General features: G+C 66.1%; 15 protein-coding genes. 7 read left to right on the top strand and 8 right to left on the bottom strand.

Annotated elements, in window-relative coordinates; genetic code table 11:
- Positions 1-4: 4 nt before the first annotated feature.
- Positions 5-310, bottom strand: a complete 306-nt coding sequence (locus BMX17_RS08590; RefSeq protein WP_092659072.1) for a hypothetical protein — start codon at positions 308-310, stop codon at positions 5-7.
- A 212-nt stretch (positions 311-522) separates the two neighbouring features.
- On the opposite strand from BMX17_RS08590, the gene BMX17_RS08585 reads away from it, so the two are divergent.
- Positions 523-1,899 carry an adenylosuccinate synthase gene (locus BMX17_RS08585; protein ID WP_092659071.1) on the top strand — a complete coding sequence of 459 codons (1,377 nt, stop codon included), beginning with the start codon at positions 523-525 and terminating at the stop codon, positions 1,897-1,899.
- A 7-nt stretch (positions 1,900-1,906) separates the two neighbouring features.
- On the opposite strand, the gene BMX17_RS08580 is transcribed toward BMX17_RS08585, so the two are convergent.
- Positions 1,907-2,269 carry a group I truncated hemoglobin gene (locus BMX17_RS08580; RefSeq protein ID WP_092659070.1) on the bottom strand — a complete coding sequence of 121 codons (363 nt, stop codon included), beginning with the start codon at positions 2,267-2,269 and terminating at the stop codon, positions 1,907-1,909.
- Between the two features lie 159 nt (positions 2,270-2,428).
- Here BMX17_RS08580 and BMX17_RS08575 point away from each other — a divergent pair, with 159 nt between their 5' ends.
- Together BMX17_RS08575 and BMX17_RS08570 are read left to right on the top strand one after the other, a co-directional pair.
- The gene (locus BMX17_RS08575; RefSeq protein WP_077205182.1) at positions 2,429-2,623 is read left to right on the top strand and encodes a methytransferase partner Trm112; all 195 of its coding nucleotides are present in this window, start codon (positions 2,429-2,431) and stop codon (positions 2,621-2,623) included.
- Between the two features lie 38 nt (positions 2,624-2,661).
- Positions 2,662-3,240 (top strand): DUF7524 family protein, encoded by a 579-nt coding sequence (locus BMX17_RS08570; RefSeq protein WP_092659069.1) that lies wholly within the window; start codon positions 2,662-2,664, stop codon positions 3,238-3,240.
- Here BMX17_RS08570 and BMX17_RS08565 read toward each other — a convergent pair.
- Positions 3,237-4,322 (bottom strand): DR2241 family protein, encoded by a 1,086-nt coding sequence (locus BMX17_RS08565; protein WP_092659068.1) that lies wholly within the window; start codon positions 4,320-4,322, stop codon positions 3,237-3,239. The genes BMX17_RS08570 and BMX17_RS08565 overlap by 4 nt on opposite strands.
- 352 nt (positions 4,323-4,674) lie before the next feature.
- Here BMX17_RS08565 and BMX17_RS08560 point away from each other — a divergent pair, with 352 nt between their 5' ends.
- Positions 4,675-6,672, top strand: coding sequence for a LolA family protein (locus BMX17_RS08560; protein WP_092659067.1), 1,998 nt, complete (start codon positions 4,675-4,677; stop codon positions 6,670-6,672).
- Positions 6,673-6,727: 55 nt separating this feature from the next.
- Entirely contained in the window at positions 6,728-7,951 is a 1,224-nt protein-coding gene (locus BMX17_RS08555; protein WP_092659066.1) for a LolA family protein, read from the top strand.
- Positions 7,952-7,975: 24 nt separating this feature from the next.
- Here the strand turns inward: BMX17_RS08555 and BMX17_RS08550 are convergent, their stop codons facing one another.
- From BMX17_RS08550 to BMX17_RS26030, 4 genes are all read right to left on the bottom strand, one after another.
- Complete coding sequence (locus tag BMX17_RS08550) at positions 7,976-8,287, bottom strand: DUF7521 family protein (protein ID WP_092659065.1); 312 nt, start codon at positions 8,285-8,287, stop codon at positions 7,976-7,978.
- Position 8,288: 1 nt separating this feature from the next.
- Complete coding sequence (locus tag BMX17_RS08545) at positions 8,289-8,660, bottom strand: ArsR/SmtB family transcription factor (RefSeq protein WP_092659064.1); 372 nt, start codon at positions 8,658-8,660, stop codon at positions 8,289-8,291.
- Positions 8,661-8,823: 163 nt separating this feature from the next.
- Positions 8,824-9,702: a CbiX/SirB N-terminal domain-containing protein gene (locus BMX17_RS08540; RefSeq protein ID WP_092659063.1), complete on the bottom strand. Its 879-nt coding sequence runs from the start codon at positions 9,700-9,702 to the stop codon at positions 8,824-8,826.
- A 91-nt stretch (positions 9,703-9,793) separates the two neighbouring features.
- Positions 9,794-9,940 (bottom strand): hypothetical protein, encoded by a 147-nt coding sequence (locus BMX17_RS26030; RefSeq protein WP_170845368.1) that lies wholly within the window; start codon positions 9,938-9,940, stop codon positions 9,794-9,796.
- Positions 9,941-10,080: 140 nt separating this feature from the next.
- On the opposite strand from BMX17_RS26030, the gene BMX17_RS08535 reads away from it, so the two are divergent.
- Positions 10,081-10,626: a DUF7523 family protein gene (locus BMX17_RS08535; RefSeq protein WP_092659062.1), complete on the top strand. Its 546-nt coding sequence runs from the start codon at positions 10,081-10,083 to the stop codon at positions 10,624-10,626.
- Between the two features lie 56 nt (positions 10,627-10,682).
- The gene (gene cysS / locus BMX17_RS08530) at positions 10,683-12,158 is read left to right on the top strand and encodes a cysteine--tRNA ligase (RefSeq protein ID WP_092659061.1); all 1,476 of its coding nucleotides are present in this window, start codon (positions 10,683-10,685) and stop codon (positions 12,156-12,158) included.
- Between the two features lie 39 nt (positions 12,159-12,197).
- On the opposite strand, the gene BMX17_RS08525 is transcribed toward cysS, so the two are convergent.
- Positions 12,198-13,286 (bottom strand): DUF4352 domain-containing protein, encoded by a 1,089-nt coding sequence (locus BMX17_RS08525; RefSeq protein WP_139203449.1) that lies wholly within the window; start codon positions 13,284-13,286, stop codon positions 12,198-12,200.
- Between the last annotated feature and the right edge of the window lie 27 nt (positions 13,287-13,313).

The raw sequence follows: 13,313 nt of genomic DNA, 5'->3' as shown, positions 1-13,313 counted from the left end.
GCAGTCAGTTTTCGATTTCGGCGACGTCTTCGATCTTCATGTCGTCAAGTTTCTCGATGATGCTGTCGATCTTCTCGTCCAGATCGTCGACGAATTCGGAAGTCTGTTCGGTCGTGATGGCACCCTGGCTGGAGGGCTCGATGAGGTTCTCCTCCTCGAGGACGCGCAGGGAGTACCGAACCTTGTGGTGTGGGTAGCCGGTCTCGTTCGACATCTTGACGATGCCGATCGGCTCGTTCTCGATCACCATCCGGAGAACCTGCAGATGGCGCTCGAGCATATCTACTTCCTTCTCAAGCCTGTCTATCATGGCAATTGTTAACTTGTGTTCGCAGGTTTTAAAGGTTGCTGTCCGGTATACTTAAAGAGCAGCCTCAAATTACGTGTTCGGCGGGTACAGTTTTAAACCTTTGTCTGATACCCCACGGCACGGGCCACCCGAGCGGGCGGCGCTGTGCGCGTGCAGTGGACGATTGCGAGGGGACCGTAACCTGTTTATCGGGACCGGCAGAAACCTCGGTCATGACCGTAACTATCGTTGGGTCCCAGCTGGGCGACGAGGGCAAAGGCGGTATCGTCGACCTGTACGGCGACGCCGCCGACGTGGTCGTCCGCTATCAGGGTGGCGACAACGCCGGTCACACCGTCGTCGAAGGGGACGAGGAGTACAAGCTGTCGCTCGTCCCGAGCGGAGCCGTCCGCGGCAAGGTCGGCGTCCTCGGCAACGGCTGTGTCGTCAACCCGCGGACGCTGTTCGAGGAACTCGACGCGCTCCGGGACCGCGGACTCGACCCCGACGTGCGGGTCGCTCGCCGCGCACACGTCATTCTCCCCTACCACAGGGTTCTGGACGGTATCGAGGAGGAGGCAAAGAGCGAAACCGACGACGAGGTCGGCACCACCGGTCGCGGCATCGGCCCCACCTACGAGGACAAGGCCGGCCGCCGCGGCGTCCGCGTGGGCGATCTGCTCGACGCCGAGGTCCTCCGTGACCGACTGGAGTACGTCGTGCCCCAGAAGCGGGCCATCGTCGAGGACGTGTACGGTCTCGACGTGGCCGACCTCGACGATCCCGAGGCACTCGACGTCGAATCGCTGTACGAGGAGTTCCGGGAGTTCGGTCGCCGACTGGAGAGTGAAGGCATGACCGTCAACGCGGGCGAGTTCCTCACCGACGCCATCGACGACGGACAGAACGTCATCCTCGAAGGTGCCCAGGGGACGATCATCGACATCGACCACGGCAACTACCCCTTCGTCACCTCCTCGAACCCGACCGCCGGCGGAGCCTGCACCGGGACCGGGCTCTCCCCGGGCGTCGTCGGTGACGGCGAGGTCGTCGGCATCGTCAAGGCCTACCTGACCCGCGTCGGGAGCGGCCCGATGCCGACCGAACTCGGCGGCGTCGCGGGTGACACGCCGGGCTACGACGAACAGGGGGAAGGCGAAAACGAGGAACTGGCCACCTACATCCGTGAGGAGGGTGACGAGTACGGTACCGTCACCGGCCGGCCGCGCCGGGTCGGCTGGCTCGATATGCCGATGCTCCGTCACGCGACCCGCGCCAGCGGGTTCACCGGCCTGGCGGTCAACCACGTCGACACCCTCGCCGGCCTCGACGAACTGCAGGTCGGCCACACCTACGAACTGGACGGCGAGACACTAGAGACGATGCCGGCTACCACCGAGCAGTGGGCCGACTGCGAGGTCAACCTGAAGACCTTCGAGGGCTGGCCCGAGCAGGACTGGGCCGAAGTCGCGAGCGAGGGGTACGACGCGCTCCACGAGAACGCGCGGGCGTATCTGGACTACGTCGGCGACGAACTCGACACGCCGATCTACGCGGTCGGCGTCGGTCCGGGCCGTTCCCAGACTATCGTCCGGGAACGACCGTTCTAGCCCCCTTCTAGCGACAGAGAACGTCGTCTTCGAGTCCCCGTACCGCCGCGATCACCTCGTCAGCGTCGGCCTCGTCGGCCCCACAGGCCGCCAGTGCCGCCCGGAGGTGTGAGACGACCGTCTCGAAGTCGTCCTGCGTGAGATCGAGCTCGCGGTGGGCCGCGCGCATATTCTCGCCGCTGTACTCCGCGGGACCGCCGGCGACCTGGCTGATGAACAGCGCCTGGTGTTGCCGCTGGCGCTCCATGTCCACGTCCTCGAAGAACGGTTGCATCTGCTCGTCGTCGAGCATCCGGTCGTAGAACTCGTCGACGACGGTCTCGATTCCGTCGGCACCACCGAGTCGATCGTAGAGGGTCGTTGCCTCCATGTCCGGGGAGGGCAGTGGGCTGGTGAAAAGAGTGCCGTAAACGGCCCGTAGAAGGCGCGTACGTTGCGAATACGTTCGGGAGTGGATTTATACGTGGTGTTCGATCGGTGCGTGCGTCGGTCCGGCACGTTTTTGCCCGGCCCGGCCGGAGAGAGCAGTATGCGCGAGGACCTGATGGACATTATCTGCTGTCCACTCGACAAACACGAACTCGATCTGGAGGTCATCCGTCGGGACGACGACGAGATCATGGAAGGGCGACTGGTCTGTACGGAGTGTGGCGAGGAGTATCCCATCGAAGACGGGATTCCGAACCTCCTGCCGCCGGATATGCGGGAAGAATCACCGGCGTAGACTGAACCTTTTTGCCCCCGCCACGCGCAGGTGGCGGTGTGCCCGACGAGTTACCCGTCGACGTGAACCGCCGGGAGCGAAACTCCCTGAACGTCCCGGCGTCCATCGAGACCGACGATTCGTTCGTCGTCAGAGTCCGGAACCACGGGAACGCGAGCCGGGTCCACGTCCACCTCGACGAGAACCTGTCGGCGGTCGCCTCACTCGACGAGACCAACCACTACGTCGAGGCGAACAGCAGACGCGACATCCCGGTGAGCGTCCACGAACACGGCGTCGTCCACGGGAAGATCAAACTCTCGGCAGGGTACGGTGCGACGACGCGGTGGGTCGACGTGAAGCTGACCGAACCCGACGACACCGGGAGCGTCGAGGTCGACGAGAGCCTCGCGGAACCCGGCGGCGGCGAGCGCGAGCCGACGGACGAAGAGAGCGACGGGGCCGCGTCCGGATCGATGCTGGCCGATCGTCCGGCGTTGCCGGTACTGGCGCTGGGCGCGCTGGCGGTCGCCGTCGCTATCGGCGCGGCGACGGTCTTCGAGAGCGGAGTGGTCGCCGCCGGCGCGGCCGTGGTCTTCGTCGCCGTCCTGCTGGCCGGCTATCTGCTCGTCCGCTAGTCCTCAGTGTCGACGCCACAGAGGTTACCGTCGTCGTCGAACAGTTTCGCCCGGAGGTATCGCGTGCGGTAACGGTTCGCGTCGTCGTACACGTCGGCTTCGCGGATTTCGTCGCTACGCCCATCGGCGACCGCGTCGATGATCGCCTCGATCTGTGCTTTCTCGCTCGGCGTCAGCTCGAACTCGTAGGTCCGTGACTGCTCGCCCTCCAGTTTCGTCCACTGGCGTGCGGCCGAGACGACGAGCGAACACGGCTCACGGCAGGGGAACTCCCCGTCGCCGCCGTCCACGTCGAGGTCGGTCTCGTCGTCGTACTCCCACTCGCGGCGCTTGAGACACTGGGAGTCGTCACAGCAGGCCTCGGCCACCCAGTCGACGTGTTCGTGCCCCTCGCCGCGGTCCCAGGTCTCGATGACGCCGTAAATACCCGACTGGCGACCCATGGTCTCCGTCCAGTGATCCACGTCCAGGTCGCCCTCACGCTCGCGGTGCCAGTTGACGACCGTCGCCGGGTAGAAGAAATCGACCGCGCTGACGAGTTCTTTTGGCTCCAGATCCGGGAACACCCAGCCCGACCGGAGCGTCGGCGCGGTCTTCAGCGGCCGGTAGCGGTCGCGCTCGTCGTGTTTCGCAATCGTTCGCGCGTCGAGGGGATCGTCGTGGCGTTCCAAATCCTCGATCGCTGCGTCGGCGTCGTCGACGTGTCGGATCTCGTAGCGACGCAGGCCGTCCTCGTCACACTCGACAGTGAGACGCAACTGGCCCCACTCCGTGGCGATCCCGTCTGCCAGCCTGTCGTACCGTCCGGGAACCGCCGTCTCCTCGGCACCTTCGAGCCAGCGCAGGTACGCCCGGTCGGCGGGCGCGTCGGGGGCCGCCCGGGTCCAGAAGTCCCAGTTCGTGACGTAGGCCGGGTTCGCAGCGGCGACTTCGCGGAACTCCGCCTCGGAGAGTCCCTCGCGGTCGATGTCGGGCGTCCGGAAGCGATAGCCTGCCTCCGTCGCTTCAGCCCGGAGGCTATCACAGTCGACGCCGCCCTCGCTCGCGGCTTCCGTCAACCGGCGAACCGCCGTCTCGGTCATACCCGAGTCGAGGGCCGCCAGTCGAATAAACTCCGTCTTTCCGTCCCGAGCCGCCGGGGTTTTGCTTCCCGTATTTAAATTTTTGGCCGAACTTCCGGGTCGGAAACGTCGATTCCCCCTTTTTTGTGCAGGGGGATATAGATAGCAGTGCATGGTCTCACGCTGACGGTGATGGTTGCCCCCTGTCAGCGGTTCCCGCGACCATGCTTCGGCCCTCCACGCTTCGGCCCCCTCTCGCCCGCGACCACCGCCCTTTCCCCAATCTTTCCACGAATGATATCGCGAACACCGCGTGGTACTGACGGCGTACGAAAGCTATTTCGGCCTCGTGTCGTGTCGTTCAAGCGTACCAATGCCGTTCGATAAGCCCTCCACCACGACGGTAGCCGTAATCGTCGGCGTCCTCGCCGTCGCCGCGGGCGTCGGCGCCGTCGGACTACTGACCACCGGCAGCGAGGCGTCACCGCCCGTCGGACACAACGCGTCGGAACGGTACGCCGAACTCGACGGAGTGACGGCGACCGTCGAAACGACGATCGAACGCGGCGGGGAGAGCAACCGGACCGTGCGGGACGTCGCGATGCGCCCCTCGGCGGGACAGGTCCGGCTGAAACCGACCGGAGACGCGGCGACAAACGACACCGTCGTCGTCGCGAACGGCTCGACGAAGTGGTCCTACGACCCCGACACGCGACTGGTGAGCCGAACCGACGCCGGCGCGTTCAGCGACCGGCTGCAGACTCGCGGCGAGCGGATCGAGCGACTGTTCAACCGGGCGGTCGGGTCCGACGGGACCGATTCGTCACCGAGCGATCGGACGCCGGGCGTCTCGCCGCTCCCGGCTGTTCCGCACGCCCCCGACACGCCCGAGGCACCCGCGACCAACCGCAGTGACGGCCAGTTCGCCGTAACCTACGACGGGACCGGGACAGTGGCCGGGCGCGAGGTGCACGTCCTGCACGTCCGCCCGCGCGAGGGCGCGGAGACGAACGTCACACAGACGCTGTGGATCGACACCGAGTGGTTCGCGCCGCTGAAGTACCGGACCGAGTGGGTCGACGACGGGGAATCGGTCACCACGACCGTCGAGTACCGGGACGTGACCTTCGAGCCCGGACTCTCCCAGGCGCGGTTCGAGTACGAGCCACCGGAGACCGCCGCCGTCGTCACGCCCGACCTCGGCGTGAACGCGGCCGATCGGATTCGATCGATCGACGGACTCACCGCCACGTTACACCGGCGAATCACGGGCGTCGGTAGCCTGGCTAGCAACGGCACTGCGGACGAGCCAGTCGAGACCGTCCAGCGGGTGCAAGCGGTGCCGGGGACTGGCAAACAACGCGTTCAGGTCCTCGAATCGTACACCAACGAGAGCGAGAGCACCGACCTGCGTGTCACCAACGGATCGGTCTCGTGGCAGTACAACCGTGCGACGAACAACGTGACGCGACTGCGTGTGACCAACGCCGGTCAGCAGTACGAGCGGATCGAGCAGTTGTTCGCCCGGTTGAACCGGGATCGGCCGACGTCCGACGACGGTGACACGACGGGGCCGAGTCCCGGGCTGTCCCCGATGCCCGGGACGGGTCCGATCGGCGGGAGCGGGCTGACGACGCCACAGCTCCCGGCCGGGCAGTTCGGCATCTCCCTGGAGCGAGCGGCACAGGTCGACGGTCGGACGACGTACGTCCTGCAGATCGAGCCCGAGTCGGAGGGCAACCAGTCACGGCTCCAGAACTACACCCAGACGCTGTGGATCGACGCGGCGACGTTCTTCCCGGTCAAGCAGTACACCGCGTTCGGGACCGACGAGGACCGATTCTCGGTTACCGTGACCTACCGGAATCTCTCGTTCACCGACGGCTTCGAGCCGGGGACGTTCACGTTCGAGCCGCCGGCGGACGCGAACGTCACAGAGACGAACCCCCTCGGTGAGAGCTACGACAGCCCCGAGGAGACCGTCGAGAATGCCTCGTTCCCGGCCGCGGAACCGACGGTCCCGCCTGGCTTCGAGTTCACGTCCGGTCAGACGACGGAAACGGAGGTCACCGAGTTGCTGATCCTGTCCTACCGGAACGAAACCTCGCGGCTGTTCGTCACGGCGTCCGTGACCAACGAGTCCGCGCTCCCGGAGAACCTGACGGCGGCCAACGGAACGGAGCCCAACGGGACCGGAGACGACGCCCGTGACGGCGAGCGGATACAGGTCGGGAACCGGACCGTCCGGTACTCGGCAGGGCTGTCGAAATCGGTCTCGTGGAGCTGTGGCGAGGTCGAGTACAGTGTCGGTGGGTCGTTCGTCTCGAAACCGCTCCTGATCGAGGTGGCCGAATCGATGCCGTGTCCCTGAACCGCACGTCTCGAAACGACTATCAACACGTCTCGACCTCTAGTCGAACGATCAGATGTCTCGCGGAACCGTCACAGCGAAACAGATCCTCGGGGGGATCTGTCTACTGGCACTCGTCGGGGGCGTTCTCGCGGTCGGGTTTCTGTCGTCGGACAGTCCTGACCGACCGGAGCCACGGCAGATCGGCGCGAACGCCTCGGACCGGTACGCCGCGGTCGACGGTATCAACGCCACGCGGACCACCATCAACCGGGACGGTGACGAGGTGAACCGGTCGATCCATCGCGTCTCGATGCGGCCGGGGACGGACCAGTTCCGCGAGCGGTTGCAGTACGGGCCACAGCACCGCCACGACCTGACCGTCTCCAACGGATCGATGATGTGGTGGCAGAACCGAACGTCGGGCGCGGTCGAACGCCTCGATCTGAGCACCCCCGACGTCTCGGTCCAGCGCACGGAGGGAGAACGGATCGAACGGTTGTTCGATCGGCTCAACGTGACCGATGGTACGGACCGAACCGCCGCGACGCCGACGCCGGGGATCAATCCGCTTCCGGCCGTCCCGCAGTCGGGAGATGTCCCGGCGGGACAGACCGGCGAGCGACCGAACGGGGTCGGGAACGCGGCCTTCGCCGTCAGTTACAACGGGACCGAAACGATCGACGGTCGGTCGGTCTACGTCCTGAAGATCACGCCTCGCAACGGGTCACTGGTGGGTGACTTCCGGCAGACGCTCTGGGTCGACACGGAGTGGTTCGTCCCGCTCAAACGCCACTCGGAGTGGCACTCGAACGGCGTCCAGCACGCGAAGACGGTCGTCTACGAGAACGTCACGTTCAATCCGGGGCTCGACGACTCGGTGTTCCGGTTCGATCCCTCGGCGAACGTCACGGTCAAGCTGGAGGACACGCCGCGACGGGATTTCTACTCCTCGACGGCGGCCCTGCGACGGGTGACGAACGTCTCCGTCCCGACGCCGGACCTCCCACCGTCGTTCCAGCTCCAGTTCGCCTCGAAAACCGAGAGTCCACGAATCACGAGCGTCGGCCAGAAGTACGTCAACGCCAGCACGGAGATCTCCGTCTCGAAGGTCGAGGGGTACTTCTACCCACCGACACCCGATCGGTCGACCCGGGTCGCCGGCCAGCAGGCGAACGTGAGCGTCGGCTACACCACCTACGTCTCGTGGTCGTGTGGTGGCTACGATTATCAGGTGTCCGGCAAGGCCGTCTCGCCGAAACTGCTGATCGAGATCGCCAGGTCGGTCGGCTGTGAGTGAGTGTCCCGTGTCCGCCCGGCCGGATTAGCGCTTGTGCAACGAGTAGGCGATGAAGAAGACGCCGAGGAACTGGAGCAACCGCGTCAGGAGCGTCAGCGGTTGCTGGAAGGTCTGTGGCGGGAGGATCTGCATCTGGAGCAGCAGTGAGCCGACGAAGGAGAGCCCGAAGGCGACGGCCGTCAGCAGGAACAGGCCGATCGAGAGGTACTGCATCGGCCGGCTGTCGTGGCGGCGGAACCCGCGGTAAGCCTGATAGCCCACGTAGCTCCCGACGACGACCGACCCGGCCGAGAGGGCGAATATCAGCCAGTACGCGAGTTGGTTGGGCCCGAGCATATCAGAGGTTCTCCCACATTTTGGTGAACCGGTCGGCGGTGTCGTCGGCGTCTTCCCCGGGGAATTCGGCCCGGGAGGTCCGTTCGATGGTGGCCTCGTAGCCGCCGTCCTCGAGGTCCATCGCGAACTCGTCTAAGGTCGCCGAATACACCTTGTGATGGTTACCGCTCAGTTCGACTTTGGTGCGTTCCTCGATTAGCTCGTACTCCTGGAGCCACTCGATCCGTCGGTAGACCGTGGGGAGGGACGCGTCACACTGTTCGGAGAGCTGTTTGGCGGACATGGGTTCGACACTCGTTGCCGCGAGGATTGAGCGGGCGTACTCGTCGCTGAGCAGGTCGAGGACCTCGGCCAGCTCCCAATCCTCACTCACGAGTCGAGCATGGGACCAGGAGGGGTTAAAAGTCCACAGTCGCTTTCCGACTCAGAAAACGGGCGGAACGCGGTCACCGACGAGCCGGTCATTCCGTGACTACCCAGTCTCGCGGCTGCGCCGCTCGACCGTTCGGCGACGCCCCCGTTGGTTGCGTCGCCCGTCAGTCGTCCGCCGTCACTCGCCCGCCGCCGGTCTCCTCGCGGACCCGCTCGATGGCGTCGGCCACGTCGGCACCGGCGTCGGCCGCGCGTTCGAGGACCACGTCGGCCAGCAGGGGTTCGGTGCCGACCGCACCGGAGTACCAGATCCGATGCCCGTCGACCTCGGCCGGCGTCTCCCAGCCCGTGCGATAGTCGTCGGTCAGCCCCATGTCCTCGGGGATGTCCTCCTGGGTGTGGTAGCCGTCCGCGATGAAGAGCGGGACGACCACCACGTCCGTAGCGGAGAAGAAGTCGGTCACGTCGTCGACTTCGGGGTCCTCGTCCATGTAGAGGGCCTTCACCTCGTCGAACCGGCCGCGCTCGCGGATGTTGTCGGCGTGGTACTCGATGGCCTTTGCCGAGTTCTCGTTGCGCTCGGTGCCGTGGCCGACGACGGCGAGCCCGAACCCGTCTCCGACTTCGGGGTCGCCCGTCACGGACTCGGCGCGCTGGACGATCACGTCGCTCATCGCGTCGTGGGTCCCGACCGGGCCACAGTAGTGGACGGTCTGACCCGTGTCGGTCGCCGTCAGGGTCGTGTGGGTGGCTCCGGTGCCGTCCGAGTCCCACTGGTCGACGTCCCACTCGTCGAGGCGGAACTCCCGCGGGATGACCTGCTCGGTAAAGTAACCCTCGCTGACGAACAGCGGCACCAGATACACCTCGTCGGATTCGAGCGTCCGGAGCGCCTCCCGGAAGTGGGGTTCCTCCTTCCAGAAGCTCTCGCGGACCTCGTCGAACGCGCCCGCCCGCCGGATCGTGTCGGCGTGATCGAACGTCGGCGTGCTCGACTCCGCGTTGAGGTGTGAGCCGTGGGCCGCGATGACCAGCGCTTGCATACTCACGCCTAGGTGCAGGCGAGGCTTAGGGGTTCGGATGTCCCCCGCAGAACCGTTTCGGCGTGGGTACTCGGCTGCGAAAGAAACCGGCTCACTCCGGCCCGAACGGGCACCCCTGCCCCGGATTGTCCAGGAACTCCTGTACCAGCGACTGTTCGAGGTCGTGGTCGCAGGCACCGCTGACAGATTGCTTGTACGGACAGTTCTCCGCGCAGTTTGGAATCGTGGTTTCCGGCATTGTGAGTTCAGTCGGGCACTCCCCCCGACACGTCCATGTGGTTCGTCCCCATGGGAATAGCTGAACTGCCACAAAGTTACGGGTATTTTAATAGCCCGTCGAGGCGGGGCGTTTTTTGTCGCGGCGAGCGCACGGGTGGTATGTCGCTGGCATCCCGTACACGTGAGGCCGTCCGCAGCCATCCGTTTCTCTACGACGGGCTGCGAGCGGGCGTCGTCAACTACACCGCCGCCGCCCGATTTCTCGACCTCGGAGCGGACGATCAAGACACCGTCGGACAGGAGTCCGACGAGCCCTCGGTCGCTGACGCCCCCGAGGAGGCGGTCGTCGCGGCACTCAGACGCTACGCCGAGGATCTACCCGAGTACGAGTCCGATGGAACCAGTGCACGCGTATCGATGGAGAGCGGACTTGGCGACGGCGACCCCGCGGACGCGCTCCTGACCGTCGGTGACACCGCACTCGTCCCGGGCGGGGGGCAACTCACCGGCATCCTGGCCACCGGGGACGTGGACGCCACGGCACTGGCACACGTCCTGACCCACCTCCGGGCCGAGGATGTGGCGGTGACGGCCGCCGGAGTCGGCGGTGATGCCCTGCTGGTCGTCGTCGAGCGCCGGGCCGGGGCCGACGCCGTCAGGGCGGTCGAGGCGGCGCTAGAGACGACGCCGGCGACCGGGGACTGAGCGCGAGCGGTGGCTTTCCGACGCATTGAAACCGTCTCCCGCGCTCCACTCCGGTAATGACCCTTCGCGTGACGAACACGCTCACCGGCGAGCGCGAGGCGTTCGAGCCACGGGACCCCGACTCGGTGCTGCTCTACTACTGTGGCCTGACGACCTCCGACCCGGCTCACCTGGGCCACGCCCGGGGCTGGGTGCACGTCGACGTGATGCACCGCTGGCTCGACCACCTCGGGTACGACGTGCGCCACGTCGAGAACTTCACCGACGTGAACGAGAAGATCGTCGCGCGCGTCGGCGAGGACGGCGACAGCGAGGCCGACGTGGCCCGCACCTACGTCCAGCAGGTGATCCGCGATATGCGCTCTTTGAACCTCCTGCGCGCGGACGTCTACCCCCGCGTCTCCGAGCACGTCCCCCAGATTATCGACCTCGTGGAGACGCTCCTGGACCGGGACTACGCCTACGAAGTCGACGGGTCGGTCTACTTCGACGTGACCGCCTTCGACGACTACGGCAAACTCTCGAACCAGCAGGTCGACGAACTCGACTCCCAGGGCGAACACACCGGCGAGAAGCGCAACCCCGCGGACTTCGCGCTCTGGAAGGCCGGTGGCGTCGACCCCGACGACATCGCCGACCACCAGCACGAGGACGCGGCCCCGCCCGAGGAGGCCTGCGAGACCGCCCAGACGTGGGACTCGCCGTGGGGCGAGGGCCGGCCCGGCTGGCACATCGAGTGCTCGGCGATGAGCACGACCCACCTCGACGACACCATCGACATCCACGTCGGCGGGCAGGACCTAGTCTTCCCCCACCACGAGAACGAGATCGCACAGAGCGAGGCCGCAACCGGCCAGCAGTTCGCCCGCTACTGGCTCCACGTCGGGCTGCTGGAGACGAAAGACGAGAAAATGTCCTCCTCGCTGGGGAACTTCTCGACGGTCGCGGAGTTCGTCGGTGAGCACGGCCCGAACGTCGCACGAACCTTCCTGCTGTCGACGGCATACCACAGCAAGGCCACCTACAGCGCGGAGACAGTCGCGGAGGCCGAGGAGCGCTGGGAACGGCTCCAGACGGGGCACCGCCGGGCCGTCGAGGCCACCGACAGCGTCGACGCCCACACCACGGTCGAAGACGACGACCTTCGGAGCACCGTCGACGAGGTCCGCGAGGCGTTCACGGCGGCGATGAACGACGACTTCAACACGCGAGAGGCGACGACGGCCCTGCTGGACCTGGCGGGCGCGGTCAACCGTCACGTCGACGACCACGACGCGTACGACTACGTGGGCCTGCGCCGGGCCATCGAGACCTTCGAGGACCTGGGCGAAGGCGTGCTGGGACTCAGTTTCGGCGGCGAGAGCGAGGGTGACGTCCGGGTCGCCCAGGAACTGGCCGACCTGCTCCTCTCGGTTCGGGAGCAGGAACGCGAGGCGGGCAACTACGAACGGGCCGACGAGTTGCGCGACGAACTCGAAGCGCTGGGTGCAACGGTCGAGGATACCGACGACGGGCCAGTGGCGCGGTTCTGACTGTCCCGAACCCGGATCGTGGGGAGTCCGGCCGACCGTTCAGGGCAGCGACCACGAGGCGGTGATGTCGAGCGTCACGTCGACGGTGAACGTGTACGCCGTCGCGTCGGACGGGACGGTGAACACCACGTATCCCGATTTCGTCTTCCCGGGGTCGATAGCCCCGAGGGGACCGCGGTTGTAGGTGTCGTCGGCGGTGTAGGATCTGGGATCGGCGTCCCAGTCGTCGCCCACGAGCGACATCCGACTCGGCCTGATCGCGCTGATTAGCTCGGTCCCGACGTTCTCGAGGGCCAGGTCGACGAGGACGTACTTCCGGCCCTCGGGCGGCGGATCGACGGTTGTCTCGTTTCCGGAGAAGGTCGTCTCGAAACTCCCCGTCTCTTCGCGGACGTTTCGGACAGTGACGGCCATGCCCCTGTTCTCGTTCCCGATCGTCGCACTCTCGCCGGGGTCCAGTCCCTCGAAATCGTGCGTCTGGGGAGTGAGGCGGCTCACGTCGATGGCCCACTCGCTGGGCTCGTCGTCGAATCCCCACTCGGAGAGGTCGGCGACGAGCGTCCCCGCCGTCGTCGAGGGCGGGACGACAAACGCGACCCAGACGGACTCCTCGTCGCCGGCCTCCAGTTGGTGTGGGTACTCGTCGGGAATGGGGAACGTGTACACGGCGTCGGTGTGTTCGAGCGGGACCCGCTCGTGTTCGGACCCGCTCTTGGCCTCGAAGGAGAACCCCTTTGGGTACGCCAGCGTCTCGTCACCGGTGTTCTCCAGGCGGAGGTTCACCAGCAAGAAGAGATGGTTCTCGTTCTCCGAATCGGTAATACCGCCGTCCGGTGCGATGGATTCGAGCCGTCCGCCGTAGGTCCCGACGACGTAGTCGGTCAGCCGTGCGTCGGTCGCCGCCAGCCTGAGTTCGCCGTCGCCCTCGGTGTACGTGACGAACTCCCCGAGGTCCCGACCGCTGACCGCCGCGCCGTCGGTAGTCTGACCGTCACCCGGTCCAGAATCGCCGGCCGGCGGCGACCCACCGTTCGGTGTGTCGTCTGAACCACCGCCCGTACAGCCGGCCAGACCGATCGCGAGACCGCTCGCCCCGAGCGTTCGGAGCCATCGTCGTCGTGTCCGCATACCGTACAGTACGGTCAGTCGGAATAT

The sequence above is a fragment of the Halorientalis persicus genome (genome assembly GCF_900110215.1).
In the GTDB taxonomy this organism is placed as follows: Archaea; Halobacteriota; Halobacteria; order Halobacteriales; family Haloarculaceae; genus Halorientalis; species Halorientalis persica.
The sequence above is the reverse complement of the archived record's forward strand: the minus strand, read 5'-3'. Positions and strand labels throughout refer to the sequence as shown.

Excerpts from the sequence above, each read along its gene's own strand:
- BMX17_RS08535 (WP_092659062.1), top strand. The coding sequence starts at position 10,081 with ATGTCGCTGGCATCCCGTACACGTGAGGCCGTCCGCAGCCATCCGTTT.
- BMX17_RS08560 (WP_092659067.1), top strand. The coding sequence starts at position 4,675 with ATGCCGTTCGATAAGCCCTCCACCACGACGGTAGCCGTAATCGTCGGC.
- BMX17_RS08590 (WP_092659072.1), bottom strand. The coding sequence starts at position 310 with ATGATAGACAGGCTTGAGAAGGAAGTAGATATGCTCGAGCGCCATCTG.
- BMX17_RS08565 (WP_092659068.1), bottom strand. The coding sequence starts at position 4,322 with ATGACCGAGACGGCGGTTCGCCGGTTGACGGAAGCCGCGAGCGAGGGC.
- BMX17_RS08580 (WP_092659070.1), bottom strand. The coding sequence starts at position 2,269 with ATGGAGGCAACGACCCTCTACGATCGACTCGGTGGTGCCGACGGAATC.
- BMX17_RS08540 (WP_092659063.1), bottom strand. The coding sequence starts at position 9,702 with ATGCAAGCGCTGGTCATCGCGGCCCACGGCTCACACCTCAACGCGGAG.
- BMX17_RS08550 (WP_092659065.1), bottom strand. The coding sequence starts at position 8,287 with ATGCTCGGGCCCAACCAACTCGCGTACTGGCTGATATTCGCCCTCTCG.
- BMX17_RS08525 (WP_139203449.1), bottom strand. The coding sequence starts at position 13,286 with ATGCGGACACGACGACGATGGCTCCGAACGCTCGGGGCGAGCGGTCTC.
- BMX17_RS08575 (WP_077205182.1), top strand. The coding sequence starts at position 2,429 with ATGCGCGAGGACCTGATGGACATTATCTGCTGTCCACTCGACAAACAC.
- BMX17_RS08555 (WP_092659066.1), top strand. The coding sequence starts at position 6,728 with ATGTCTCGCGGAACCGTCACAGCGAAACAGATCCTCGGGGGGATCTGT.
- cysS (WP_092659061.1), top strand. The coding sequence starts at position 10,683 with ATGACCCTTCGCGTGACGAACACGCTCACCGGCGAGCGCGAGGCGTTC.
- BMX17_RS26030 (WP_170845368.1), bottom strand. The coding sequence starts at position 9,940 with ATGCCGGAAACCACGATTCCAAACTGCGCGGAGAACTGTCCGTACAAG.
- BMX17_RS08585 (WP_092659071.1), top strand. The coding sequence starts at position 523 with ATGACCGTAACTATCGTTGGGTCCCAGCTGGGCGACGAGGGCAAAGGC.